The organism is Paraflavitalea sp., assembly GCF_059502485.1.
Map to the genome: position 1 here is coordinate 41,993 of NZ_JCACET010000010.1, position 20,455 is coordinate 62,447.

A 20,455-nucleotide genomic window follows, 5' to 3' on the forward strand; every position below is an offset into this window, starting at 1 on the left:
CAAACGTTTGAATCGTTGTTCAATATAAAAGTCCGTCTTTTTTTTTCGAAGTGCTGGCCAAATAATATCAATTTCCGACTGTATTTTATCATCTTTTTCCTAAATTCATCAAAATAAAAGGCAATATTTACTTTGAAGCAAGCATTACACAAGTCTGGCATTCCCCCCTCGCATATTTTCGTGAGCAAACGTTTGCGGGATAAACATTTTGATCCGATATGGCATGCGCATTCAGAATTCCAGCTTTTTGTGGTGCTGGAGGGAACAGGCACCCGCTTTATTGGCGACAGCATCAAGAGCTTCCGCCCGGGTGAACTGATCTTTACTGGTCCCCATTTGCCTCACCTGTGGCGAAGTGACGATTCTTATTTTGAAAAGAAAAGTCTCCAGACCATTGATGGCATTGTAATTTACTTCAATGAGCATTTTTTGGGCGAGCATCTTATGGAAAAGGAAGAGCTGGCCGTGCTGACCAAGTTGTTTGCCAAATCGATGCGAGGCCTGGAGTTTTATGGGGAAACAAGGGACAAGGTAATTCAAATGATGGAAGCACTCACCACACAGCATGGCATTGCCAGTGTAGTATCCCTGCTGCAGATACTCGATCTGCTGGCCGCCTCCAAGCATTATCATTATATCTCTTCGGTGGCGTATGAAGATATTTTCAATGAGGATGAAACTGACCGTATCAATATTGTGTATGAGTTTGTGATGAAGAACTTCAAGCAGAAGATACTATTGGATGAAGTGGCAGACCTGCTGTATATGACGCCTACTTCTTTCAGCCGGTATTTCACCATGAAGAATAATAAGCCTTTCTCCAAGTTCATTTCAGAGATCAGGATAAAGCATGCGTGTAAACTGATTGCCGAGACGGATCTTTCCATGGAGCATATTTGTTATGAGTGTGGCTTCAACACGCTTTCTAATTTCAATAAGCAGTTCAAGGATGTGGTGGGGCAGCAGCCTACGCATTATAAAAAGGAGATCAATAGCCTGTGAGGACCTTAACGAGGCACAAGTACGCGGGGCACAGGCCCTGGCGGCATACTTGCGCCAGTATAAAGCATTGAACTCTTAATTTTATAAATAAACCAGCCATGATCTACAATATTTTAAACGGGGATTCTCTTGCCTACAGTTTTCCTGAAGCTAAGATTGAAGGTGATATAATCGTTGTCAGGGAGGGGCTTATTGACGGAGACTTATCAGGTAATGATCTGCCAGCATTCTGGCGCTCACGGGCCAACTACATGGAATTACCGGGAACTGAATACCAGGATAGGGTTGTGAGTGAATTTGAAAAGATACTGAATGCTCCTGACGATTCCGAGTTCAATCTTTGGTTTGAGTATGATCTATTTTGCCAGGTCAATATGTGGTTTGTTATTTCTATCATCAATGGGTTGGCAATAAAGAAAAAGGTTTATGCTGTTTACACCTCTCATTTGGACAGGAACAGCAACCTGTTTTGGAATGGCTTTGGGCCGGCAACCTCCAATGAACTTGCCATATGTTTTGCCAACAGAACGCCTTTAAGTAGTAGTGACTTACAATTGGGGCAAGACCTATGGACAGCTTATCAGCATGGGAATTTTGAGGAGTTGACCCGTCTTGCGGAGCATCCATCTCCTGCGTTTCCCTATCTGCAAGAGGTAATTAAAGCTCACATTGACCGTTTCCCCAAAGACGGAACAAAGGGGAGGCCTGAAAGGGTCATTGAAGATATCATTCAGCATGGTACTACGGGATTTGATAAAGTATTCCGCGAGTTTTGGAAAAGGGAAAGTATTTATGGTTTCGGCGATACTCAGTTAAAGCATCTGTATGACAAAGTAATCAATGAGGCATAAGCAAACTGACCGAAGTCGCTGATTGCCTATTTTCGCCAGTACAGAGGCAGCATTATTTAAATTCCATATACAATGCAGTTATGACAAGTGAAGACGTAGAACAATTAATCAAAGTAGAAATCGAGGATAAAACATATACATCAAATTTGCATGGAATCAACTTGTCAGCATGTCTCATAAAGCCAGTCAAACAGAAATATGTTAACGCGTTAGACAATTCACAAACATTCGAACTTTGGACGGTTTTAATTGAGAGTGACGACGGATACAGGATCTTTTATGACGAAGAAGAACACACGTTGGGACTTGCAAGTAAATCTCCAAATAAAGACTTAATATATTTGGGCAATTACGGTACATTCTTAGAGACACTTGCGGGCATGTAGGGTAGACGATGACACAAAAGCTGTTCAATTATTTCCAGATTCGCCCGGTGCATACGGTAGGATTGACGTTTATCTTAATGATAAAATAATTGAATAACAACAGTTTCTCCGAAGACCGCCCATAGCAAACTAAACACATAATTTATAGTTCTTGCATATATTTGCGGAATGTCGTACCCAAAAATTGTTGCATTCTTCCTGTGCATTTTAGTTATCAACTCTATTTACGCTCAAACTGATTGTAATTGTAAGACCTCGTTAGAGAAGCTTATCCAAAAAATCGAGACAGAATACCCTGGCTTTGAAGAAAAAGTGAAGCAAGACAAAAGCTTCTATGACAGTAAAAAGGGTATTTTACTAAACAAGAGTAATACTGTCATTACCGATAGCTGCATTTTTGTGTTACAGGATTATATTTCCTTTTTTAAAGACGAACATATTTTTTTACAGCCACGTGTGAAGACAACTGCCAAGCAAGAAGATACCCCAGGCAAGCAGGCGCGTATTGAAAAAGAGGTTGACAGTAAAATAATCAATGGCAATATATTTTATATCCGGCTTTCCAGTTTCCAATATGCCAATGTAATTCCCTTACAGGAACTGGTTCAGCATAATAAGAAAAGTATCGAGCAATGCAAGGGAATGATCATCGACATCAGGGGCAATGGGGGAGGAACGGACGATGTTTATCAACCTTTATTACCCTATATTCTAACTAATCCGTTACGCATAATGAGTGTTGAGTTTTTCTCTACTCATACGCTTATCAAAGGGCTCAGGGACTATGCTATTCAACAAATCAAAACAGACTCTTTGAATGAGGTCAAGAAAATAGATAGTGGTTTAAAAGAGTACAGGGACAATATGGGGAAATTTGTTTTGTATGGTGACAGCAAAGTGCTTATCGATAGTATAAAAATCAGCAAAAAAGGGCCTTCTCAAGTGATCGTTCTATCCGACAGGAGGGTTGGCAGTGCAGGAGAAAACTTCTTATTTTCTGCCCGCCAAAGCAAAAAAGTCAAGATCATGGGAACACCGAGTATGGGTGTGTTGGATTATGGCTCTATCAGGGAATTCAAGTTTGACTGCGATAATTATGAGCTGTATTTACCTACTTACAGATCAACACGACTTCCCAATTACCCCCTTGACAATATTGGCATACAGCCTGATATTTATTTAGATGAATCAATTAAAGACTGGATAGACTTTGCTATAAAGTACATTAATGAATAGCTTAGTATATCATGCAAACAAACCGCCTCATCCATCTACGGGACGCTACACCAGACGACCTCGCTTTATTGCGGCATTGGGATGCCCAGCCGCATACGGTAGCCTCAGACCCCGACAATGACTGGAACTGGGCGACAGAGTTGCACCACAACCCCTCCTGGCGGGAACAACTGATTGCCGAACTGGATGGCCGCCCCATCGGTTTTATGCAGATCATCGATCCGGCGCTCGAGGAAACCCACTATTGGGGTGATGTACCGCTTCACCTGCGTGCTATCGACATCTGGATAGGGGAGGCGGACGACCTTGGCAAGGGTTATGGCACCGTAATGATGCAGCTGGCACTGGAACGCTGTTTTGCACCTGCCGACGTTACGGCGGTGATCATCGACCCGCTGGTAAGCAATGTACGTGCCCAGCGTTTCTACCAACGGCTTGGGTTTAAATTTGTAGAGAACAGGATGTTCGATGAAGATCATTGTGCTGTTTACCAACTAACACGCAGCGATTGGGAAAACTCCCGGGGATGAGCCAGTTACATAGGTTTTAACGATCTTTGGCCGATATGAGCCATGATCCTTTTGCAAAGCTGGATAATCCTGCCTGGTGGGCACTAAACGGTGTGCAGCAATCCTTCGCCACTGTCACTACACATGTTACAAGATACCAGCGTGGCATTCTGCCTTTTACTGCTTATGATCATGAAGCTAAGGGAGACATTGCTGCGTTGGACGAATTACTGGAGCCGGGCGAGGTGTTCTTCCTGATTGGCGAGTTGCCTGCTTTACCAGCTAACTGGACATTGCTTAATGAACTGCCTTGTGCGCAGATGATCAATCAGTCTGCAGTGACACCGTCGGATGGCGATGTGACTATCTCCCGTCTTACCATTGACGATCGTACAGAACTATATAATCTCATTCAGAAAGTGCAACCGGGTTATTATGAGCTGGACACTTACCAGTTGGGCAATTATTATGGTATCCGGCAGGAGGGGAGATTGGTGGCCGTTGCCGGTGAACGTATACGTCTTGAAGAACTCACAGAGATCAGCGCGATCTGTACTGATCCTGCTTACAGCGGCCGGCAATATGCACAACACCTGATCGCTCACTTGTGTAATACCAACCTGGAAGCTGGTAATATTCCTTTTCTGCATGTGTTGGAAACTAACCAGCGCGCTATCGGTTTGTATGAATATATAGGGTTTGTCAAAAGAAGGACGATCAGTTTTTGGAAGTTGAGAAAGAGTCCTGCTCAATAGCGTGCCGTAATTCCCCCTCATTCTGTCGTTCTCACACCCCTTGTAAATGAACCGGGCTCATTAATTTGCACGTGTAAAGTATAACAAATGAAAAAGATCGTATTGTTCTTACACGTCTCATTGGATGGATTTGTAGCCGGCCCTAATGGAGAAATGAATTGGATAAAAGTGGATGCCGATATCTTCGATTATGTTGGTAAACGTATTCAAGGAACGGATACTGCTTTGTATGGCAGGAAGACGTTTGACATGATGGAGGCTTATTGGCCTACAGCCGCTGATAAACCTAATGCCAGCAAGCACGACAAAGAACATTCTGCCTGGTACAGTACTGTGCATAAAGTTGTCGTGTCGAAAACGATGCAGGGTAAGCAATTGCCCCGTACCACTGTCATCAGCGATAACGTAGTTTCTGCCATCCGGAAACTGAAGCAAGGTGATGGCAGGGAGATCATCATCTTCGGCAGTCCTTCTGTAGGTCATTTGCTTGTAGCGGAAGGACTTGTGGATGGCTTGTGGTTGTTTGTAAACCCGATCCTACTGGGTGAAGGTATTCCTGTGTTTGCGGGGATCAAAGAAAGGGCGCCTCTTAAGCTCGATACCTCACATACTTTTGACTCCGGCGTTATTTGCCTGCATTACGAAAAGGCTTAATTCATGACAGCTACCAAGAAAAACCTGCGGACATGTGCAAAGGGGCATCAATACTATAAGAGTAGTGATTGCCCTACCTGTCCCATCTGCGAAGCGGAAAAGAAACCGTCATCGGGCTTCCTGTCACAGCTTTCGGCACCTGCGCGGCGGGCGCTGGAAGGTATTGGCGCTACCACTTTGCAGCAACTGGCTCAGTATACTGAAAAAGAGATCCTTCAACTTCACGGTATGGGTCCTGCTTCCCTGCCGAAACTGCGTGAAGCGCTAAAGCAGGAAGGTTTGTCATTCCGCAAAACATAATGCCCAACTGAGCCGGTAATTTCGTAAATTCAGGTAGACAAAACCGCCCCTTTATGACTGCCCGGCTTCTTATCCTTTTTACTTGCTTCTTCCAGTCCAGCCTGGCACAGGATTCTGCGCTCGTCAAAAAGCAAACGGATTCTATCGTTGCAGGTATTGAAAAGGCTACCGGTACCACGCAAAAGTTCAGGGGCATCCGGTTTCAGCAATATGAGTATAAAATGATCGATGATTCAGTGGTGAAAGTTATTCTCGTATCGCAGCGCGGGCCGGGGCAGGTGAAACAAATCTGGTACCAGCATCAGGGGGCTCTCTTATTCGCTACAGAGTATGAAACTTCTTATTATGGCCGGGATAGCATAATGTGGGGCGGCACCTTTTATTTTCAACAGGGTTCGCTCATTCACTATGTAACATTGGGTCATGGCAAATCTGAATTGGATTCCTGGGACCCGCAAAAGGAAGTGCTGGCCGCGTGGCTAAAGGCAAGGTCTGCTGTTTTGGACCATCTCAGAAGAAGGACTACGCGTATTTCGCGGGAAACGCCGTGATGCTGGTGTCGTGGAGACACGAACCAGGGCTGGGAGGCTTCGACAAGCTCAGTCCCGCAGAGCGGGATAAACTCTGACAGTCGTTGGTTAATTCAACGATATTGTATACACGTCTTCAGTTCCGTTTTGTACAATTCCATCATTGTGACTGCTTCTATTTTTGTGCATGCTATGATGCATAGCATGAAAAACAAAACAGTTAATTATGAAACAGTACCATGTAGTCACATGCATTCCTCTTGTAATCTTTTCTTTTTTATTATTCAGCTGCGGCGCCAGCTCATCGCAGTCATCAGCAGCGCTGGAAGAAGCAAAGCAAGCTATTGCGGCCAGCAATGCTATCTATTTCCAGGCTTTTGAAAAGGGTGACTCTTCGATCTTCATCGACCGCTATGCAGAAGACTGTTGTATCATGGCGCCCGACGGACCGGCATTGTGTGGACCTATTGCGCCACTTGAGTTTTTCCGCGTAGCGTATTATGGTCTTGGTCTCAGAAATGGAAAGTTCACTACCACTGCGGTGTATGGTGATGGAGCGGAGTATGTAACTGAAGAGGGTTTATGGCAATCGTTCGATGCCAATGGTGCTCAGTTTGACAATGGAAAGTTCCTGGTGTTGTGGAAGAAGACAAAAAAGGGTTGGAAAATGTACAGGGATTCGTTCAGCAGCAATAATAAGCAGCGGTGATCGTTTATAAGCCGCGTATAGCCATGAAAAAAGGGTAGTGCAGTTTGCATTACCCTTTACTTTTTTTATATGTGACGTAGAACTACGTATGGTATACACAATAAAAAAGGGCCAGCATAAAAATACAGCCCCGTTTTAAAATCCAATATCCTATGAAAAACCGAGACAAAAATAAGGGTTTCATGCGTTCTACCAATACCCCCTTCGTAGTATTTTAAAATAAAACTGTTAAAATGGTAATGCAATCGGTAACATTCTCCCAAAATGGGCCTACTCATGAGGGTAAGATTGTATATGACTATCCACAATGGTGGATAGTATTTACTTTCTATTGTTCTCATTAGCGCGTAAATTCACCTACAGGATTCAATTTTCCTTCCCAACCCCCATGACCACTTATACTACTGCCCGTAAAAGCTATTGGCCTCACATTCTACAACGATGGGCTATACTATCAATACCAATTCTTCTGATCATTATCATATTGAGCTTTTTTATCACTGTAAAAGGAGTCACTTATTGGGTCTTTGGGACGCTCTCATTGATGAAACTTGTAGACCTGATGGACACGCCAAGGAACTACAAAGTTGTTATCGATGAAGATAGCAGGACGCTTACTCAATATCATCGCTGTCCGCTCTCGGGCGAAGGGGAAAAGATGTTTACCTTAAGTAAGGTGCGGCTTTATGTTATCACTCATACATCATCTTCGAACATCTCTGCTGCAGATGTTAAAGCGCTAAAGTTGTATAAAGATCACCGTGAAGCATTAAAACTGGATATCAAAAGTGATGGCTTCAAGGGCGAAACTTTGTATGAGATAAGCCAGGCGCTGGAGAAGCTGGGTGTGCCAATATCGATATAAAAGAAAGCGGCGACACTTTCCCTTGCGACGTAGGGTGTGTCACCGCTCAACATGCATATACATATAACTACTGCGCCATTTCTGTGCGCTCGTTGAACACGCCAAACTCAGCTATCTGTGGCGGTGCGTCGAATCCATCGATCAGTATTCTTACACGCTCACCATATATCCGACTGAAACGGTGTACTTTGATGCGGCCGGTATTCTCGCCGGCAAGGATGGGCTTCCACACGCCGTTCTGGTAATATTCCAGCCTGTATTTCTTGATGCGTGGCCTTCTCGACTCGGCAATAACGATCATATTAAATGCCTGATCGCCTTTAAAGGTTATTTCATACCAGGGCTGTTTCACGGTAGGGTTGGATATCCAGGACTTGCCAAAGTCGTCGTCGTTCCCAAAGTCCATAATCCACATGTCATCGCTCCAACTGGCGTTGGTGGGCTGGAACTTTGCGAGGTTGTGGGAAATGATGGGCACCTCAGCGGCAGGCAACTTGGCGGTCGGGCCCTGGTGTTTCCAGCTTTGGCCAATCTGCTTCAGGGCTGCCAGTGCATTGTCATCGATCAGCCCCTCGCGGTTGGGAGCTACGTTGAGGATGAAATTGCAATAGGCATTGTTGAAAGGTACGAGGTTGTCGTTCACCAGCTTTGCCGGGTCTTTTACCGGTGAGGTGGGGAAGGATGTCTTCCAGAACCACGCATCGTTGATCGGCAGGCAGGAAAGGGCCGGCAGCTTGTTGCTTTCTTTGGAAATGTGCTGGCCAGCTCCCTGCTCGTAGGACTTGATATCAGTGTAATACAATGCCTCGGCCGGGTATTTTGCGGCATTCAGGTCCATCACCAGGCAGTTGGGCTGCAGGGATTTTATGAGTGAATACACTTCTTCGAAGGGAATGTCATCGTAGGATATCCTCGACCAGGGTGCATCCCATCCGTCGATGATCAGGGCTGCGATCTCACCATAATTCGTCAACAGCTCCGTAAGCTGGGCTTTGACCATGGCAATATGCTGGGGTGTGATGTGGCCCGGACGCAGTTTGTGGTGGGTATCGAGGATGGAATAGTACAGCATTACCTTCAATCCGTTGGCCCGGAAGGCGTTCACATACTCCCGCACGACGTCTTTTTTATACGGGCTGTTCATGACATTGTAATCGGTTGTTTTCGTATCCCAGATGGAAAACCCGCTGTGGTGCTTGGTGGTGAGGCAGCCATAGGTCATGTTGGCCGATTTGGCGGCTTTGGCCCACTGGTCGCAATCCAGCTTAGTGGGATTGAAGATAGCCGGGCTGGCTTCCGGATCGGCCCAGTCCTGGTTCATGAACGTAGGGATATTGAAATGGATAAACATGCCGAAACGGAGGTCTACGAATCCTTGCTGTAATGTTGCAAGGCTTTGTCCGGTCTTCGCTTTGGTTGCCTGTGCGCTTGCTGCAGCAGGCCGTAACATAGTGGTACAGATCAATACAAACAGTAGAAAATACCTGGTGGTCCTTGTGTGCCTCATTTTTGCTTTATTATGATTTAAATTTATGGATTATACCAGAACGAAATCTCACTCATGTGGCTGTCGATATCGTGGTCGATGGTCTCCAATACGCGGATGCGAATGTAGCGTACGGGGGGAATGCCGGGTAACAGGTCTACTTTATAGGGGGCGGTTCCATTGTCGGGCCGAGCCACTTCTTTCAGCAGTGTCCATCCTTTGGCAATGGCTTCATTTTTCCAGCCCGGATCACTGCCAGGCAGGGTAGTGGCGGCATTGGTAATGTCCGCAATGCCCCATACTTCAAATTTTGTGGGATTATGGTAGGGATTGGCGTTCGTTCTGCCGATGTTCTCAAACTTCGTGAGGTTGTAAGCTGCTCCCAGGTCTATCGTAAAGTGATGGGGCATTCCTTCTCCGCCTGTGTGGTAGATCTCGGGGTAATCGCCTCCTTTGCCATCCCAGATCCAAGCCAGGTCGGTGCCCCAGGCATCGCCTGCCACATCGTTGGGGAGGTTCACTTTTGTCCAGGCTGCTTTGGAAACCGGCACATCTTTTACGGTAATGGAGTCTTTGGTCAATACGCTGAAGGAGTCGATGGCGTGGGCTGAAGGTTTGTATTTCGATTGGTAATAGATCTTAGTGCCTACCTTCCAAGGGAAGGATGTTACATTGGCAGCCACATCCACCGTCATTTCTTTAGCGGCTCCCTGCTCATCGGTATACCACAACTGTGTGCCTACATTCACCGTATCCGGTCTGCCCCAGGTGATGGTGATAAGCTTTGTATCACCTGAATAGTTGACGCTTTGTACGGCACGATTGAGTAATGTGCCATGGTATTTGGCGCCATACACGCGGCCTGATACATAGGCCGGCACACTCTTGTTGCCTTCTTTATCGTAGGTAAATATCTGGAACGTGTAAGAGGTTTCCTGCAGGTTGCTGACAATGATGTTCACTGTGTCGACGCCTTGTTTGCGGGCTATCGCTACACCGGCTGAATCGTGGCCATTGTTCCAGAATACTTTTGCGCTTGTGATGGTTGGATCAGATACCAGCAGCCAGGATATTTTTAGTCTGTTGTTGCCTGGATACGTGGTGATGTCTTCTGCCATGCCGGGGTACACTTTGGGTGAAGCCGGCAGGTATTTTTTCCAGTCGTCCTGTTTGGAGCAGGACACCCAAATCAGGGTTCCTGTCATTATCAGGGCTATTATTAGTTTAACATGTTTCATGTTCTGATAAGTTGATGTTTTGGTTAATTACCTATGGTTGTCCCCAGATCGACATTTCTGCAATGTTGATGGCTGAGTTGGTAAATGTTTCCAGGACTTTGATGCGGATGTAACGCACGGGTTGTTTGTCGAGGGGCACCATCAGCTCTTCGCCTTTTGCAGCGGCTGCAATGTCATCTTGTGTTACTTGTCCCAGGGGCAATCCTGAAGGTTTCACAATCTCGTGGCTTAGCAGTAATGTCCAGTTGCCCCAGCTACCATCGGCGTTGGGATTATTGGTGCCATATATCTCGAACTTCCTTGGGTTGTTGGCATTGTAGATCCAGTCCTGCGCGGGTGTCTGGCGCTGCCATACTGTGATGCGGCTCAGCTTTACCGTTACGCCCATATCGAAGGTGAACCACATGGGGAAGGGCTTTGCCTGTGTATGGAACATGTCCCAGAAACCTACATAGGAGCCATTCCACAGGTTTTCCATCGGGAGTCCCCAGTCGTCGCCCACATCGGTGTTCAGCTGCATCTTCCTGAAGAGGGCTTTATCGAGCGCCTTCTCATATAAAGGCTTCCAGGTACCTCTGAGGGTATCAGAGGTATTGCCAAACCTGTCTTTTACGTAGAAGGAGAATTTACGGGCGGAGCTGTCGAAGCCACGCATGGTATACACGCTGGCTGGCAGGGTGGTGTAATTAACGTTGGCTTGTTCCATTTTACCCTTGCCATCGTCGGCCAGTGTATAGATCGCGACGTCGGCTCTGGCGTCGTTGGTATAGGAAATGCGCAGGCCACCGAAATCGGGCGTAATGGCGAGGCTTCTGAACACAGATACTACGGGTGGTGTCAGAGGTTTCACTTTCACTGTTGTGGCGACGCTGACCTGTTCGCTCCTGTTTACAACGAACAGTTTTATTTCATGTTCCAATGTATCGCCGAAACCATCAACAGTGAGTTGATTGGTGTAGTAAGAGGTCTTTACTTCTCTTTTTACACCGGGTTGGTTCTCGTATTCTGCTTTTACGTACAGGATGTTGTTATCGTGTGGAAGGGAATAGGTGATCTCTGCAGCGCCGGGCAGGTTCTTTACCGTGGCGCTGGTGAGTGCACCGGGTGTGTTGCCTTCACCGTATAGCGATGCATGCTCTTCTTTTTTGCAGGCACTCATGATGAGTGTCGTTATTAGTATTATATATACTCGATTCATGTTTTCTCTTTTAAGTGCGTTAGTGTTGTTCCTTACCAACCTGGGTTCTGTACCAGTTTGGGGTTTACCAGGATATTGCTGCTCCTGATGGGCCACAGGTAATCTTTTACCTGGAAGGTTTGGCTCCAGAGGGGGCGGGTGCGGTAATATCCAGCGGGTGAGGATTGTGACACATCCCAACCGAGGACCAACTTGTTCTGTTCTTCAATGGCGCGTTTCCAGCGGCGGAGGTCCCAGAAGCGGCTGGCCTCACAACTCATTTCGATCAGCCTTTCCTGTTGGATGATGGCACGCATACCATCCTGCGTAGTGTATTTGGAAGGGTTCTTTGCATACTGGCTCCAGGAGTCCTGCACGCTTTTCAGGCCGGCTCTTTCGCGCACCAGATTTACGTATTTGTATACATCGGGATTCGTAGGTCCTTCTGCTTCATTCAATGCTTCGGCATACAGCATGTACAGATCGGCCAGACGGAAAAGCGGGAAGGGATATGTTTCGGTAGATGAGCTTTGTCCGTCCTGTATTACAAACTTCCAGCTTACCGTCTTTTTAGTAAAGTACCCAGTAACGGAATAGCCATACACGTTCTTTTGTGCCTGAACCTGTCCCCAGCGGGCCTGGATATTCCAGGTACCGTTTTGCATATACCATTTGGCGCCGTCGAATGATAGGTCGGCATAGAAACGGGGCTCGCGGTCGAAGTGCAATAGGGCTGTTTCATAACCTACCTGCATTTTCTCTGATTCAGCTGCGGATACTGTGCGCAGGGCATAGCGATTGGCATAATCATAGTCTTTATCTTCTTCGATGGGCACGCCATTCTTTGTATAGAATTGCTCGGCAATTTTGAGGGTTGGCGCCAACTGGCCCATGGGGTCCTGGTTGCCGATGCGTGAGGGATCGAGCCTGGGACATGCGAGTCTTTGCATGTAATGGTCTGACGGGCTGTTGGATGAACCCCAGATCAGCTCTTCGTTCCATTTTTCACAAACGCTGTTGCGGATGCTCATCTCGATCTTCATGTAATCGGTGAGGTTGGTGATGTTGTCATCAAACTTGTACAGTTGTATGCCGGCAGCATGGCAGGCATCGATGGCTGCTTTGCAGGCAGCGGCGGCCTTTACCCATTTTTGTTTGTCGTAGGTCGTATTGAAGAGTAACTTACCATCACTGTTCTTGAACCCTGTGTAATCGGCGTTGCCGTTGTACAAGGGGCTGGCGGCAGTGACCAGTACACGGGCTTTCACGGCCAATGCAATGGGGGCTGTAATGCGACCCAGTTCGGTAGTTCTTGCCTGTATAGTAGGCGGCAACAACTTTGCTGCTGAATCCAACAGAGTAGTGATGTAATTGACTGCTGAATCGACCGGCACACGGGATATTTTTGCAGCTTCAGCACTTACATCGGTTGGCAGGTTCTTATCGACAATGTGAATGGGACCGTACATCTTCAGCAGGTGCCAGTGGTAATAGGCTTTGAGGAAAATCACTTCGCCGATCCACCTTGTTTTCATATAGGGCTCGAGGTCTACTACTTTGTCTACATTCTCCAAGAAGATGTTACAGTCGCGTATACCTGCATACATGGTAGCCCAGCTTTCCATGAGGGGATTGCCAGCTGTTTGCAGTCCCATGGCGATCTGTAAGGGATCGGTGCTGATGGTATGGAAGCTAAGGTCCTGCCAGGTTTCATCGCCGGCGCCAAAGGCGGGGTTGCCACCGTACTGGCCTTCATCGGGGAGGTAGGAATAGCAGGTGAATAAGTACTTTTCGGCTTCTGTGCGAATGCTGAAAGCATTATCTATGGTTGGTACATTGTCGGGCACCACATCGATGAACTTCTCACAGGAGGAGAGGCCCAGGATGCCTGCCACGAAGTATAGCAGTAAGAAAAAACGTTGTTTATAATAGTGTCGCATACTGTTTCAATAATGAATTAAAAACTAAGGTTGACGCCTACGTTGTACACGCGCTGCAGGGGATAGGCCAGGCCATTGTTGCCCATTTCGGGATCCCATAGCTTAAAGCTGCTGATGACAAACAGGTTATTACCATTCAGGTAAAAACGGGCATTGGTCAGTCCCAGCTTCTTCATCAGGGTCTTTGGTAATGTGTAGCCCAACTCTATCGATTTGAGGCGGAGGAAAGCGCCGTTGCGCATCCACCAGGTAGAGGTCCAGCTATTGTTGAGGATCGTTCTGTCGCTGAGGCGTGGCCAGAAGGCATAGATGTTGCGGTTGCTTTCGGACCAGTGGTCATCGGCAATGATCTTCAGGAGGCCGCTTTCATAACCTCTGCCTTCATCGTCTCTTTTAAAGGGCTGGATGGCATTGTTGTCGATGAAGATGGAAGAGCGTGCAGAGCCTTGTACAAAGGCGCTAACGTCAAGGTTCTTGTAACCAAAGGAGAAACCTCCTCCGTATACGATCTCAGGAGTTTCAGGATAACCGATGGGCACCTGATCGCCATTGCCATCGATGATGTTGTTGCCATCTATGTCGAGGTATTTGAGATCGCCACCGCTTACGATGCCAAAATCCTGCAGGGGTGAATTCTTTACTTCATAATCATCTACAAAAAGGCGTTCTGCGATCAATCCCCAACGTTGGGAAAGGGGGTAGCCTACTTTGCTGGTCCAGGAAGAAGGGTATATGGGTTCTTCATTCACCAGCAGTTTGCTGGCAGCATAGGTGAAGTTGCCGCGCAGCTGGAGCCACATGCCATTGCTGAATGATTTGTTGTAATCCATTTGCAGGTCGATGCCTTTGCCTTCTGCTTCTCCTACATTGGCCTGGATGGGGGCGCTGAGGCCCATAGAAACGGGGATATAGGCTCTGCTCATGAGGATGTTCTTGCGGTGCTCCCGGTACACGTCGACCGTGAGGTTGAAACCATTGGTGAACTGTACATCCAGGCCGATATTGGTCTTGAATGCTTTTTCCCAGGTGATGGAGGTGTTGGAATAGCGTTGTACGGTAACGCCGTTGAGCCCCGTGCCAAAGTTCTCACCAAATACAGCGCCTTTGTTGGGATCGTTCATCGCAACGCTCGACAGGTAGAAGAAACGGTCTTCGGCTCTGCCGATCTGGTCATTGCCCACCAATCCATACGTGCCGCGTACTTTCAACAAGGATATAGTATTGGACAGTTTATCGAAGAATTTTTCATTGTGCACATTCCACGCTAATCCTGCCGAGGGGAAGAAACCAAAGCGGTTGTTCTTTGAGAATCGTTCGGAACCATTGTAGCCGAAGTTGAACTCGGCGAGGTAACGGTTGTCATATCCATAGGTAAATCTGCCCGACACGCCCTGGTTGCGATAGGGCAGTGATTGTTGCAGATCGCCGATGGCCGAGTTGGCCGTCAGGTAATTTCTCATGGTGGTGATCAGCATGCCTGATACGTCATGATCGCCAAATCCACGGTTATAGTTCACGGCAGCTTCGAGATAAGAAACTGTGTTCAATATTTTGGCGCCGGGTATGTAGCTCAGGTACTCGGTGCCATCGGTGTTGATGGGTGAAAGCTGCGGTTCTTTGCCATCGGGCGAGTAGGATAGTGAATAATAAAACGGAGTATAGGCTCTTGTAAGGCTGAATGATGCGTAGCGCTGTGTAAAGGTCATCAGGCGGGCAGAAAGACCGCTGGTGATGAAGCTCAGGTTTTGCCGCAGGTCGAGCTGGGCCACCATGGTAGAGGTATTGGATTGCTCGTAGCCTGATACCATGTTGGCATAGGGATTATTGTACCGGATGGCATTGGCATCGAGAGCACTTCCAAATAGCGGGTGGTTCAACCGTGGCAGGAAGGAAGCAGGATAAACTGCCGGAAACTGGACCGGGTTGCTCTTCAATGCCTGGTTGAAGATATTGCCACCGCCACCAACAGGGCCGTTGTAATCATCGAACTGTCCTGACACCCGGATATTGGCCAGGGTGGTGGGTGTTACGTTGATGGTAACATTCGACCTGATCTGATAGCTGCGGAGCTTGATATTGCTGTTGAAATTGTTAAGGCCATTTTCTTTCAGTACACCGTTGTCGATATTGTACGTGCCGGATACGTAGTACTGGGCGATCTTGCCGCCACCGCTCATGTTGAGGTTGTAGCGCTGGTTGTTTGTGTAGTCTTTGATCAGCATCTTCAACCAGTTATTGTTAGGGTACAGCAGCGGGTTGGCACCGGCTTCTGTTTGTGCGATCTTCTCCTGTGAATACAATGGTGCGCGCAAAGGATAGCGGGTTACCAATGCTTCATTGGCCAACTTCATGTAGGTGATGTTGTCGGCAAAGCGGAAGTTCTTCGTATTGCTGGAAGTAGAGTTCTCTGCACGCAGACCAAATTTGGTCTTTCCTTCCACGCCCAGTTTGGTTGTTACAAGTATAACGCCATTGGCGCCGCGTGCGCCGTAGAGGGATGAAGCGGTGGCATCTTTCAACACGGAGAACCCTGAGATATCATCGGGCTGCAGACGGGCGAGGTCATTGGAAGTAGACTCCATGTTATCGATGAGGATCAGCGGGTCTACTTTACCAGCACCAAAGGTGGTGACGCCACGGATGAAAAAGCTGGCATTGTCTCTTCCCGGCTCACCGCTACGCTGGTAAGCGATGATGCCCGATATTTTACCGGCCAGCATGGTGGTGAGGTTACTCGTAGGGCCTTTCAATTCTTTAGGATTGATCGTCGTTACCGCACTGACCATACTCTTCTTCTTTTGCGTACCGTAGGCTACTACTGCCACTTCTTCCATGGCTTTGTCGCCGGCCTTCAGTACCACATTGACGATGGGTTCTCCCTTTACGTCTATTTCCTGTGTGGCAAAGCCTACATAGGAGAATAGCAATGTGCCATTGGATGGTACTTTGATAAAGTAATTGCCTTTGGCATCTGTGCGGGTGGCCACTTTGGGATCGGCTTTTAAGGTAACGGTCACACCATCGAGCACTGTCGTGTCGGAGCGAACGGAGCCTTTTACGATGATCTCACTGGTCTGGGCATCCGAACCGGCCGCCACGCCCAGGAGTAAACAAAACAAAAGGATTGGCTTGATCCTTTTGAATACGTAGCAATACGTGTTCATAAGCAGTCTTGAGTTTTGGTTTTATAAGTAGTCATACAGTTGACAATCGTGTTCTTTCGAATCTCGCCAGAGGCGAGGGAATAGGCGTCACCAGCCAGAGGCTGGCGACTGATGGGAAAAAATACTTCGATAGCTCTTCGATAGGGTTACGGGCTTGTTAGGGTAACAGTTTTATCTGTCGTAAATTGATCGGATTCCAGCCTTCGCCGGGATAGATGGCGATGGTATGTTGTCCTGCTTTATCGATCGTGATCTTTCCGAGTGTTACTTCCTGGTATTCGTTGTAATCGCCTGTACTGTTGAGGGTGGCTTCCAGCGCCTGATCGCCTGTTTCTATCCTGAACTTGCTGGAGGCTGCCGGTGTTGCTGCAATGGCTTTGATGGTATAAGTACCGGGCTTGTGAATGTTTACTTTCCAGGAAACCCAGCAGCGAGGATTGGTCCAATAGCCAATGTTGCGGGCATCCCAATCGCCCTCTGTCATAGCTAAGCCCTCGTTGCGGTAGCTCTTAATATTTGCCAGTTCCGCGTCCAGTATGAGTGTACCATCCTGCTTTTGTTGTATAACATAAGGTTGTATGGTCAATGGCTCTTGTGTGGTAAGGACAATGACTGAAGCAACCGGATCTGGTGCCTTGGCAGGTACATCGATCACCAGTCCTTCTGTTGTAGTGGCTGTTTTCAGGGATTTGCGATTGGCCAACAGTTTTGCTGTTTGTATTTTACTGGTTAAGCCCGGCACCAATAGTTTACCGTCTTTAGGCCAGGCGAATACATGGAGGTACAACGTGGTGGTATTGCCTTCTACTTTTTTGGTAGCGCGGCCCCAGGGGAGTATCGTAAAGGGGCTGGCCGTGGTGCCATAAATGGCTTCTCCATTTGCTTTGGTCCATTTGCCAATGGCCTGTAGCCGCTCAACGATGGGAGCGGGGAATTCACCTTCGGCAGTAGGCCCCACATTCAGCAGGTAGTTGCCGCCTTTCGATGCGATGTCTATCAGGTTTCGGATCAGCGTAGTGCTGCTTTTCCAATTGTCGTCATAAGTTTTGAAGCCCCAGGTATCGTTCATCGTCATGCAGGTTTCCCAATCGCGTCCTGGAATGCCGGTGGCTGGAATATATTGCTCGGGTGTGGTAATGTCGCCATCATGATGGCCTCCGAGGCGGTCGTTGGTGATGATGCCAGGCTGCAATGACATCAGGGCTGCCAGCTTATCGGCGCGTTCACGATTCATATCTGTTGGCACATCCCACCAGAGTTCTACTACGTCGCCATAGAGGGTGAGGATCTCACGCACCTGCGGGATGGCTACTTTATCAATGTACTCATCCATGCTTCCTTCCTGGGTTTTGTCCCAATGTCCGCGCGCAGCAGCGCCACCAGGATTGTACCAGTCATTAGCCTGTGAATAATAGAAGCCGAGTTTCATGCCTTGTTTGCGGCAGGCTTCTACCAGGGGTTTCAGCAGGTCTTTGCCATATGGTGTGGCTTTTACCACGTTCCAGTCGCTGGCTTTTGAATCGAACAGGGCAAAGCCATCGTGGTGTTTGGAGGTGATGACGATGTATTTCATGCCGGCGTCTTTGGCCATGCGTACCCAGGCTTCGGGGTTGTATTTCACGGGGTTGAACTGGCGGGCAAATTGTTCGTACTCTTTGCGCGGGATGCTGGCGTCGTGCATGATCCATTCGCCCAGTCCACCGATCTCCTGGCCTTTGTAGGCACCTGCTGGTACAGCGTACACGCCCCAGTGGATGAACATGCCGAGGCGCGCCTTGCGCCACCAGTCCATCTTCTTATCGTGGTCGCTGGCTGCCTGGCTGGAATAGGCGTTAGGGGCATCCTGACTGGGTTGTGCCTGTACAAGGCACACCGGCAGGAATATCATCAACAATAACAGGCTACGGATTGAAATCTGTTTGTGCATATAAATTGGTATGTGGAAGGTGTAATTGTGCAGGATGAAGGCCGGATTAAAATTAACAGTGAATTAATCCCCTGCTTGTCAATAGAGTTCAAACGAATTGTTAACGGATATTAAACGGGGCGGCAAAACAAGTAGATACACATTATCTTTAATGCTTGCTTTGACTGTAGTGTCACCTGAAAGGTGACGCTGCGGAAGGTGTAGCCAGAGGCTACAAAATACCCTCACTCGCCAGAGGCGAGCGAGTGAAGAGCGTCTTAGACGCGGGGAAAACCATTACTAATGAAGTACATTTAATGAAGTACACTATAACTGCTCATAAGACTATCGCTATTGTCAGCTTCGTGATCCTTACTGCCGTGCAGTTTTTCCTGGTGTACAATACTTATGAATTGAAGAACCGGCAATACTACATTCAGGAAAAGGAGATCATCAAGAAGGATTATGGGACCAGTATTCAATCGGACCTCATCTTCCCGGGCGGCGGTAAGATCCTGGACTCGGCTATGTATAAAAACATGGCAGAAATGGAGCGGCTGTACCGTTCGAGTGAACTGGAGTTTCATGCGTTTGCTGAGTACTTATTGAACAAGACGGTGCCTGTTTTGCGCCAGGCAGAGAACATCGATAGTGTGATGGCTTATATACGGGAGAAGCACAATATCCGCACCGACCTGGATTATGGTTTGTGTATCGATGTGCTCGAAGTAAGTTTTGGCAAGCGACAGTTCATCAATATCTATAATAAAGAGACACATTATGCGCGCATTGCCGATTCGCTGCAACAGCCATCGGGTTTGTGGCTGGGCGGCGGCTTGAAAGCGGTGAATGAGAATAACAAGATCGTGACTGTTTCTGTTGGTGGCACTTCCGAACAAACTTACCGTATTGCTTATAGTTTTTATGTTGATACCAAGCATCGTAAGATGACCATTCTGCGTAGCATGATACCTACTTTTGCGCTGTCGGTGTTTTCGATACTGGTGGTGGTGTTGTTGTTCTTTATCACTTTGCGCAACTGGATACGGCAAAAGAAGTTGTCGGAGATGAAATCGGATTTCATCAACAGTATTACGCATGAACTGCACACCCCGCTGGCTGCTATTATTGTTGCCAATAAAACGCTACAGAACAATAAGGTGACTGTGAGCCGGGAAACCGTGAAGCCGCTCACCGATGTGATCGAGCGGCAATCGGACAGGTTGAAAACGCTCATCAGCCAAGTGCTGGACATCACTGCTATGAGCCAGGTACCTGTCAACAAGCAACCACAATCGCTGCATGCTTTGCTCGATGAAATACTGCTGGATTACAAGATAAAACTCAATGGCGCTCCGGTAGCGCTTACACTGGAAAAGAATGCCTCCCGTGATGAAGTGCAACTCGATGCATTCTGGTTTACCACTGCGTTGCTGAATATTTTGGATAATGCCATCAAGTACAACCGGCAGGAGCAAAAGGAAGTGACTGTCACTACTGAGAATGATAAAAGGAATTTGCTCATTCGGATAGCAGATAATGGTATTGGCATGACAGCGCAAACGAAAGAGCATTTATTCGACAAGTTTTACCGGGATGCGGAAGTGTTGGATGGACAGGTGAAAGGGTTGGGGCTTGGTTTGTATTATGTGAAGCAGGCTATCGACGCTCATCACTGGAAAATCGATATCGAGAGCAGGGAAGGGGCGGGTAGTGTGTTTACTATAACTATCCCATTGATGTAATC

At 47.6% G+C, this 20,455-nt stretch carries 18 protein-coding genes; 12 read left to right on the forward strand and 6 right to left on the reverse strand.

From position 1 onward, the window contains the following. Nucleotides 1-132: 132 nt before the first annotated feature. The 11 genes from AC5JBY_RS17360 to AC5JBY_RS17410 all read left to right on the forward strand — a co-directional run bounded on the left by AC5JBY_RS17360 (nt 133) and on the right by AC5JBY_RS17410 (nt 7,797). Nucleotides 133-1,002, forward strand: coding sequence for an AraC family transcriptional regulator (locus tag AC5JBY_RS17360; RefSeq protein ID WP_495905893.1), 870 nt, complete (start codon nt 133-135; stop codon nt 1,000-1,002). 98 nt (nt 1,003-1,100) lie between these two features. Continuing rightward, nucleotides 1,101-1,853, forward strand: a complete 753-nt coding sequence (locus AC5JBY_RS17365) for a hypothetical protein (protein ID WP_495905894.1) — start codon at nt 1,101-1,103, stop codon at nt 1,851-1,853. A gap of 80 nt (nt 1,854-1,933) precedes the next feature. Further along, complete coding sequence (locus tag AC5JBY_RS17370; protein ID WP_495905895.1) at nt 1,934-2,239, forward strand: hypothetical protein; 306 nt, start codon at nt 1,934-1,936, stop codon at nt 2,237-2,239. A 168-nt stretch (nt 2,240-2,407) separates the two neighbouring features. Next, nucleotides 2,408-3,475 (forward strand): S41 family peptidase, encoded by a 1,068-nt coding sequence (locus AC5JBY_RS17375; protein WP_495905896.1) that lies wholly within the window; start codon nt 2,408-2,410, stop codon nt 3,473-3,475. A gap of 11 nt (nt 3,476-3,486) precedes the next feature. Beyond that, nucleotides 3,487-4,005 (forward strand): GNAT family N-acetyltransferase, encoded by a 519-nt coding sequence (locus AC5JBY_RS17380; protein ID WP_495905897.1) that lies wholly within the window; start codon nt 3,487-3,489, stop codon nt 4,003-4,005. A gap of 35 nt (nt 4,006-4,040) precedes the next feature. Continuing rightward, on the forward strand, nt 4,041-4,739 hold the full coding sequence (locus AC5JBY_RS17385) for a GNAT family N-acetyltransferase (RefSeq protein WP_495905898.1): 699 nt from the start codon (nt 4,041-4,043) through the stop codon (nt 4,737-4,739). Nucleotides 4,740-4,826: 87 nt separating this feature from the next. Further along, nucleotides 4,827-5,393, forward strand: coding sequence for a dihydrofolate reductase family protein (locus AC5JBY_RS17390; RefSeq protein WP_495905899.1), 567 nt, complete (start codon nt 4,827-4,829; stop codon nt 5,391-5,393). Between the two features lie 3 nt (nt 5,394-5,396). Beyond that, a complete protein-coding gene (locus AC5JBY_RS17395) occupies nt 5,397-5,693 on the forward strand; it encodes an RNA polymerase alpha subunit C-terminal domain-containing protein (RefSeq protein ID WP_495905900.1) in 297 nt (98 codons plus the stop codon). A gap of 53 nt (nt 5,694-5,746) precedes the next feature. After that, complete coding sequence (locus AC5JBY_RS17400) at nt 5,747-6,244, forward strand: hypothetical protein (protein ID WP_495905901.1); 498 nt, start codon at nt 5,747-5,749, stop codon at nt 6,242-6,244. Nucleotides 6,245-6,449: 205 nt separating this feature from the next. Beyond that, nucleotides 6,450-6,932, forward strand: coding sequence for a YybH family protein (locus tag AC5JBY_RS17405; protein WP_495905902.1), 483 nt, complete (start codon nt 6,450-6,452; stop codon nt 6,930-6,932). Between the two features lie 388 nt (nt 6,933-7,320). Beyond that, nucleotides 7,321-7,797, forward strand: coding sequence for a hypothetical protein (locus tag AC5JBY_RS17410; protein ID WP_495905903.1), 477 nt, complete (start codon nt 7,321-7,323; stop codon nt 7,795-7,797). Between the two features lie 67 nt (nt 7,798-7,864). Here the strand turns inward: AC5JBY_RS17410 and AC5JBY_RS17415 are convergent, their stop codons facing one another. The 6 genes from AC5JBY_RS17415 to AC5JBY_RS17440 all read right to left on the reverse strand — a co-directional run bounded on the left by AC5JBY_RS17415 (nt 7,865) and on the right by AC5JBY_RS17440 (nt 18,729). Continuing rightward, nucleotides 7,865-9,304 (reverse strand): alpha-L-fucosidase, encoded by a 1,440-nt coding sequence (locus tag AC5JBY_RS17415; RefSeq protein ID WP_495905904.1) that lies wholly within the window; start codon nt 9,302-9,304, stop codon nt 7,865-7,867. Between the two features lie 23 nt (nt 9,305-9,327). Next, nucleotides 9,328-10,521 carry a DUF4998 domain-containing protein gene (locus tag AC5JBY_RS17420; protein ID WP_495905905.1) on the reverse strand — a complete coding sequence of 398 codons (1,194 nt, stop codon included), beginning with the start codon at nt 10,519-10,521 and terminating at the stop codon, nt 9,328-9,330. A 31-nt stretch (nt 10,522-10,552) separates the two neighbouring features. Continuing rightward, nucleotides 10,553-11,719 carry a DUF5000 domain-containing lipoprotein gene (locus tag AC5JBY_RS17425; RefSeq protein ID WP_495905906.1) on the reverse strand — a complete coding sequence of 389 codons (1,167 nt, stop codon included), beginning with the start codon at nt 11,717-11,719 and terminating at the stop codon, nt 10,553-10,555. Between the two features lie 32 nt (nt 11,720-11,751). After that, nucleotides 11,752-13,638, reverse strand: coding sequence for a RagB/SusD family nutrient uptake outer membrane protein (locus AC5JBY_RS17430; protein WP_495905907.1), 1,887 nt, complete (start codon nt 13,636-13,638; stop codon nt 11,752-11,754). 17 nt (nt 13,639-13,655) lie between these two features. Continuing rightward, on the reverse strand, nt 13,656-16,802 hold the full coding sequence (locus tag AC5JBY_RS17435) for a SusC/RagA family TonB-linked outer membrane protein (RefSeq protein ID WP_495905908.1): 3,147 nt from the start codon (nt 16,800-16,802) through the stop codon (nt 13,656-13,658). Between the two features lie 157 nt (nt 16,803-16,959). Beyond that, the gene (locus AC5JBY_RS17440) at nt 16,960-18,729 is read right to left on the reverse strand and encodes an alpha-L-fucosidase (protein WP_495905909.1); all 1,770 of its coding nucleotides are present in this window, start codon (nt 18,727-18,729) and stop codon (nt 16,960-16,962) included. Nucleotides 18,730-19,025: 296 nt separating this feature from the next. On the opposite strand from AC5JBY_RS17440, the gene AC5JBY_RS17445 reads away from it, so the two are divergent. After that, on the forward strand, nt 19,026-20,453 hold the full coding sequence (locus tag AC5JBY_RS17445; protein ID WP_495905910.1) for a sensor histidine kinase: 1,428 nt from the start codon (nt 19,026-19,028) through the stop codon (nt 20,451-20,453). Nucleotides 20,454-20,455: the final 2 nt, after the last annotated feature.